The following is a 907-nucleotide window of genomic DNA, read 5'->3' as shown; positions in this document are numbered from 1 at the left end:
ATTAATGGTTGTTGTGATTCAGACCAGACCATGGAAATAATTCCTCGAGCACCATAGCTGTTGGCACCAGTACGGTCAGCAATTTCCCATCCCGTAGGAAGTACCAATCTAAGCATGTTATCTGCAACTTTATTCCCCATCATCCAATTTTTTAACTGTTCTTTGGATTGAGTTGATAAAATATTACCGAGAAGTAATTTGTTAAAGTTGGCTGCCATTGCATTAGCCGTCGATGTATCTCTTAAGTCTCCCTCTGGATTTGTATTGAGATCTGGTTCATAACGATCGGCTCTGGTTATATCATCTCCCATTGAACGCAGAAATGAAGTAATGCCTTCAGGACCGCCAGATTTTTTATCGCAAAATTAGCCGCGGTATTATCACTGTAGGTCATAGTCGCTTTACAGGCATCTGCTAATGTCACTTTTTTGCCTATAAATTCTTTCATTACTGGTGAATGGCTAACAACATCTTGTTCATTTATCATCATTGCATCGTCTAGCGATACTGCATTTTTATCTACTTCAGATAGCACAATGGCACAAGCTAAGGCCTTAATAGTACTATTTGTCGAAAACCGTTCGTCACCGTTAATTGAATATACGTTATTTGAGCTGTTTTCTATAACAGACACACCGATATTCCAGCCTTGGCGCTCAAATTCATTAACGGTTTGTTTTACACTTAAAGGACTTGCATTCGAATTTGAAATACTCATCAAGCAAATGGCAATAACGTTGTCTTTTTGTAATCATTAAATTTCTTTAACATGTTATTTTTCTCTATCCTTATTAAATATTTTTATCATCATAATAATGATTAATTGTGGCGAAATTATGGCTAAAATAAGATTTATAGTGACATTAAAAAATATTATCAGCTTACCCCAATCGAATACCAAACAAGC

Annotated in this window: 1 pseudogene; it reads right to left on the bottom strand. The window is 35.9% G+C overall.

What is annotated here, in order from left to right:
* A pseudogene (gene bla, locus MMG82_RS21385) lies at positions 1–718 on the bottom strand (class A beta-lactamase); the annotation flags it as partial.
* Positions 719–907 lie beyond the last annotated feature (189 nt).

The sequence above is a fragment of the Shewanella sp. MM_2022_3 genome (genome assembly GCF_022557375.1).
In the GTDB taxonomy this organism is placed as follows: Bacteria; Pseudomonadota; Gammaproteobacteria; order Enterobacterales; family Shewanellaceae; genus Shewanella; species Shewanella xiamenensis.
This window is presented reverse-complemented; position numbering and strand designations above follow the sequence as displayed.